The 5,282-nt window shown below is 66.8% G+C and carries 6 protein-coding genes; all 6 read right to left on the reverse strand.

Translation table 11 applies throughout. From position 1 onward, the window contains the following. The coding region (locus VEG08_02640) for a FecR family protein (protein HXZ26877.1) at positions 1 to 1,439 on the reverse strand (1,439 nt) is incomplete at its 3' end. A gap of 74 nt (positions 1,440 to 1,513) precedes the next feature. Continuing rightward, entirely contained in the window at positions 1,514 to 2,248 is a 735-nt protein-coding gene (locus VEG08_02645) for a hypothetical protein (GenBank protein HXZ26878.1), read from the reverse strand. A 3-nt stretch (positions 2,249 to 2,251) separates the two neighbouring features. Further along, entirely contained in the window at positions 2,252 to 2,761 is a 510-nt protein-coding gene (gene ruvC / locus VEG08_02650; protein ID HXZ26879.1) for a crossover junction endodeoxyribonuclease RuvC, read from the reverse strand. A gap of 85 nt (positions 2,762 to 2,846) precedes the next feature. Further along, a complete protein-coding gene (locus VEG08_02655) occupies positions 2,847 to 3,545 on the reverse strand; it encodes a hypothetical protein (GenBank protein HXZ26880.1) in 699 nt (232 codons plus the stop codon). A gap of 91 nt (positions 3,546 to 3,636) precedes the next feature. Further along, the gene (locus tag VEG08_02660) at positions 3,637 to 3,804 is read right to left on the reverse strand and encodes a hypothetical protein (GenBank protein HXZ26881.1); all 168 of its coding nucleotides are present in this window, start codon (positions 3,802 to 3,804) and stop codon (positions 3,637 to 3,639) included. Further along, a partial coding sequence (locus VEG08_02665) for a carbon starvation CstA family protein (protein ID HXZ26882.1) occupies positions 3,801 to 5,282 on the reverse strand: 1,482 nt, incomplete at its 5' end. The genes VEG08_02665 and VEG08_02660, both read right to left, overlap by 4 nt.

Genomic DNA, 5,282 nt, shown 5'->3' on the forward strand with positions numbered 1-5,282 from the left:
GGGACAGGCTTGTAAGAGCCCGTCCCACTTCCCACACTTGCCGGCGGCGTGCCGCCCGAGGGCACCGCGACATGTTCATCCGGCGCCGAGCGCGGCGGGATGGGTGCGGGAGGAATGGGTTGTCCGCCCTTGAAACTCCCGCCGGCTCCCACCGTCGGAGTCGCCGTGGGAGGAGCCTGGTGCACGGGCCCGGAGGCCGGCACGCTTCCTTCCTCGCCGGACCCGAGCGGGCGCCGCAGATCGGGAGGCACGGGGTGCTCGGGCGTCTTCAGCGAGACTCGCACCGGAATTCCCGGCGCTCCAGGGTCCACCGGCCGCCGCGGACCATGCCAGTCGCCACCATTGGGATCGGGATACAACGTACTTGGACCATGTCCCACCGGCACCACATGCGGACCGCCCGACACCGGCACATGCGGGGGATGGAAGTTCGGGGGAGGATTGTGGACCGGGGTCACCGGATCCCAGTGGCTCCAACGCCGTCCCGGGCGCCAGCACCAGCCGTGCCCGCTGATGAAGAACCAGTCGCCGTAGCGATACGGCATCCAGCCCCAGGGATAGGCCGAGACCCAGACGTATCCCAGGCCCGGGTACCACACCCAGGCGCCGTCCATCCACGGGTTCCATCCCGCCCCGACGAAGTACGGCTGCCACATCCAGCCCCAGCCGCTGACGTAGCTGTAGCTGCCGTAATAATTCATATCCGAGAGCCCGTAGCTGTAGTCGGCAGCATAGTCGGCGGAGTACTGGGCGGAGTAGGCGCCGCTGTCGGCGGCCGGAGCCTGGTAGTTGGCGCGATACTCGGCGCGATCGCTGTCCCACTGGTCGTAGGGCTCCTGGGAGACGCTGCCGATCACCTCGTACTGGGGGTTGGCAAGATCCAGGTTCAGCGTCTGGTTCTTGGCCACCTCGATGCGCCCCTCGCCCGAAGGCACCACCACCGTGCCATCGAAGACCGCGACCCGGGCCATGTTCTGGTCGGCGATCACGCGGAAGTGCGCCCGGGAAGGCACCTGCAGGTCGTACCCACGGATGGTGACGCGGAATTGGTCGGCCTCGCTGGCGCGGACGTCGAAGTAGGCGATCCCCTGCTGCAGTTCGAGCATGCTGACGCGGCCGCCGTCGCCGCGCAGGCTGAGCTCCTGAACGTTGACCTCGGTGTCGGGAGCCAGGCGACCGGTGCTGCCGTCCTCGAACTCCACCTCGGCGTAGCCGTCGTCGCCGGTCCAGATGCGGCTGCCGCTGGTGACCGGCATGTTCATCACCGCGCGCTCAAAGCCCTGGCCGGTGCCGCGATCCATCTGCACGTCGCCGGTGACGTAGCTGAGCCGCACGATGCGGACCTCGGAGTCGGCGCGAGCGGCGGGAACCGCCGCCAGCAGGATACCCACTGCCGCGGCCAGGAACAGAAGAGCGTGGCCCACTCTCCGGTTGCTCATAACCATCTCCTGAAACACCTACTCCTTAGGATGTCCTGCCACCATTGTAGAGTTGTACCTTAGGCCGGGGGCCTTTATTTCTGCGGGCTTGCGGTCGGACTGGGGACGGCCGGGGTACCGGCGACGGGCTGGGTGCGGGCCCAGAGGCGCTCGGCCCGCTGGCGCGCCACGTGCATCACCGCGGGGTCGTCGGCGAGCTGCCGCAGCAGCGGAGCGATGCTCTGCAACTCGCCCAGACTGTTGGACTTGGCCATCTCCTCCATCCCCTCCAGCTCCGCCTCCAGGCCCAGGTGGTCGTAGCGGCGCAAGAAGAGCAGCCGTCGCGCCGATTCTTGGGTATTGATGATGCTCTGGAAGATCTGAGTCAGCTCCCGTACCGAGGGGTTCTCCGACCAGTTGTAGGAGGTGGAGAACTTCCTGTTCCCGTCGGCATACTCCAGGGTCTTCTGCCCGGTGAAGGCGATGCGGTGTTTCTTGTAATCGAAGTCGCCCTGGAAGTCGTCCAGCTCGGCGGCCAGGGCGAAGATGCGCTCGCGGGCAGCGACGCTCAGGGTGAAGGCGGCGCGGTAGGGCTCAGCCTCAGAGGCATCGGCAAAGAGCGGGCCGGTGGAGTGGTACTGGGCCCGTCCGGAGGCATCGACGGCGACCACGGCGTGCTGCGGCCGTGCCTGGGGAAAGTCCAGGGTGAAGGTGACGACCGGCGCAACGGCGGACGCGGCTCGAGGCGGCTGCTGAGCGACGGAGAGCAGCGTCATCGCCGCCAGCAGCAGGGGCAAGCCCAGGGCCAGAGAGAGCGGTGGCGTCCGCATGGCTCAGCGAGTCCCCGCCGGCGCCCGCTGCCGGTCGATGGTGGAGGCGGTGTGCAGGTGACAGATGGCGATGGCCAGGGCGTCGGCCACGTCGGGGGGCTGGGGCGCTTCCGCCAGCTCCAGCAGCAGCGCTACCATGCTGGCCACCTGGTGCTTCTCCGCCTTGCCGTAGCCGGTGACCGCGCTCTTGATGGCCAGGGGCGCGTATTCGGCCACGCGCAGGCCGTGCCAGGAGGCAGCCAGCATGGCCACCCCGCGCACCTGCCCCAGCTTGAGCGCCGACTTCACGTTGGCAGAGTAGAACACGTCCTCGATGGCGACCACCTCGGGCTGATGCTGGGCGATCACCTCGCCTAACTCCCGGAAGACCTTGGTCAGGCGCTCCGCCAGGGGTTCGCGCGCCGACATGCGGATGGCTCCGGAGCAGACGTGCCGCAGCTTGTGCCCTTCGCGCTGCTCCACGATGCCATAGCCGGTGATCTCGCCGCCGCAGTCGATGCCCATCACCCGCATGGAGGCAAGTTTACATCAGGATGGCGCTCGGCCCAGGGTTGGAAGGCCAGAGCTGATGTCGTGATGGCACCGAGCTCTAGGGAGCCTAGAAGTGCACAGTCTGGATCGCTTTCATGACGCGAAGGAGTTCTTTCTCACTATCGGCGGAAAAGAGGAACTCCAGCGTGTAGCCGTTGCGCACGGTCAAGAAGTCCGAGGCAAACCAGCTGGGTTTCGGCTTGCCACCAGGGGAAGACTCGCTCTGATCGAAGCGCGCGAACTCCTGTCCGTTGAGCATCACCCGCCCCGGCGCGCTGACCACCACCCCGGGATTGTTGGCGCGGACCTGCGCGGCCCGGTCTTCTGCCATTTCCATCGCTCCGGCACCGCTCCTCGAGTCGGGTATGGGAAAGGCCGCGATGACGAACGACGCGCCGAACCTGGGGATGATCATGATTGGTTCGGCGTTCGGCGCAGTCCAGGGGATCGCATCGGTGACCCTGTCCATGCCTTCCACGTGGGTCGCCTGCAGGAGGATTCCTCGCCTCTTGTGCTCAGCTTCGATCGTATCGAGAGATGACTTGTTCTTGACCGAAGCGTCCTTGCGCAGCTTCTCCATCAACTCAGCCTCGGATTGCAGGCCTTTGGGAATCTCGCAGGAAAACCCGAAAAAGCTGTTGGAATATACCCTGCCCTTCACCGAACCGGCATAGGGGTCAGAAGCGGAAGAGGCGGCTGGGGCCTGCGCCTCAATACATATCCCAAGCCCCAAGATCAGGCCAAACAGCGCCAACGCGCGACGCATCGGTGCACCTCGACAGAGCCGCTTTAGACCGGCGATTGTAGAACACCGTTGGCGTCCCAGCTAGCCACCCAGGGCCGGTGACATGGCTTGTTCAGCAGCAGCGAGGCCGGCGGGCCTTGCGGACCTCCTGCTCACGCAGGAAATCGGCATAGGACGCCCGCGAAGCCGTCGCGCCCTCCCGCGCCAGGAAGCGCTGGTAGGCGCTCTCGTCGAAGACCTCGCGCAGCGCGGCCAGCAGCAGTTGGAAGAAGCGCTTCATCCAGCCTCCTCGGGAAGCAGGCGCGTGGGCACGAAGGGCGTCTCCTTGATGGTCGCGGCTTTGCGCCCGCTCAGCACCCGCACCCACTCCAGCGCCGACTCCAGCACGATCAGCGCTACCAGCGCCAGCAGCACCCCGGTCATGGCCGCGTCGAGCCGGTCGTTGAAGATCAGCCGCGCCACCTCGTGGGCGCGCGCCGCGGTGGAGGGTGCCTCCGCCGCCAGCAGGTTGGCGTGCGCCAGAAAGCCGATGCGGGGATTGGGATGAAACATCTTCTGCCAGGAGGCGGTGAAGGTCACCAGAACCAGCCAGGCCAGAGGAAGCATGGTCACCCAGGCGTAGCGCGCCCGCTTGCTCTTGATCACGATGGTGGTGGCCACGCACAGGGCCACCGCCGCCAGCAACTGGTTGGCGATGCCGAACAGCGGCCACAGCGAGTTGATCCCGCCCAGCGGGTCTTTCACCCCCTGCCAGAGGAAGTAGCCCCACACCCCCACCACCAGCGCGCTGGTGATCAGGATGCTGGGATACCAACTGGTGCGGCCCAGCGGCTTCCACAGGTGACCCAAGCCGTCTTGCAGCATGAAGCGCCCCACGCGCGTGCCCGCGTCCAGGATGGTCAGAATGAAGAGCGCTTCGAACATGATGGCGAAGTGGTACCACATGCCCATCAATTCGCCGCCCAGGCTGCGGGAGAAGATATGCGCCATGCCCACGGCGAAGGCGGGGGCGCCGCCGGTGCGGTTGTAGAGCGACTTCTCGCCCACCGCCCGGGCCAGGCTGTCCATCTCGTCGGCGGTGATGGGGAATCCCCAGGCGCTGATGGTGGAGGTGGCGGCCGCCGGCGCCTGTCCCACGATGCCCGCCGGACTGTTGATGGCGAAATACGTCCCGGGAGTGACCACGCAGGCGGCGATCATGGCCATGACGGCCACCAGCGACTCGCAGGCCATGGCGCCGTAGCCGATCATCCGGGTCTCGCTCTCGCGCGTGACCAGCTTGGGGGTGGTGCCGCTGGAGATCAGCGAATGGAAGCCGCTCACCGCCCCGCAGGCGATGGTGATGAAGGCGAAAGGAAAGATGGTGCCTGCGAAGACCGGCCCGCTGCCGTCCACGAAACGGGTGAGCGCGGGCATGTGCAACTGCGGGCGCGCCGCCACGATGCCCACCGCCAGGATCCCAATGGTCCCCAGCTTGACGAAGGTGCTGAGATAGTCGCGCGGCGCCAGCAGCAGCCACACCGGCAGGGCCGAGGCCAGGAAGCCATAAAGGATGATGAGCACCGCCAGCGTGGCGGCGCTCAGGGTGAACCAGGCGCCGAGCGTGGCCGAGCGCGCCACCAGTCCGCCGCCCCACACCGCCGCCAGCACCAGCACGAAACCCAGCACCGAGGTCTCCAGCACTTTGCCGGGCCGCAGCCGACGCAGGTAGATGCCCATGAGCACGGCGATGGGCATGGTCATGGCGATGGTGAAGGT

This window comes from Terriglobales bacterium (assembly GCA_035624475.1).
Taxonomy (GTDB): domain Bacteria; phylum Acidobacteriota; class Terriglobia; order Terriglobales; family Acidobacteriaceae; genus DASPRL01.

Excerpts from the sequence above, each read along its gene's own strand:
- VEG08_02645 (HXZ26878.1), bottom strand. The coding sequence starts at position 2,248 with ATGCGGACGCCACCGCTCTCTCTGGCCCTGGGCTTGCCCCTGCTGCTG.
- ruvC (HXZ26879.1), bottom strand. The coding sequence starts at position 2,761 with ATGCGGGTGATGGGCATCGACTGCGGCGGCGAGATCACCGGCTATGGC.
- VEG08_02655 (HXZ26880.1), bottom strand. The coding sequence starts at position 3,545 with ATGCGTCGCGCGTTGGCGCTGTTTGGCCTGATCTTGGGGCTTGGGATA.
- VEG08_02660 (HXZ26881.1), bottom strand. The coding sequence starts at position 3,804 with ATGAAGCGCTTCTTCCAACTGCTGCTGGCCGCGCTGCGCGAGGTCTTC.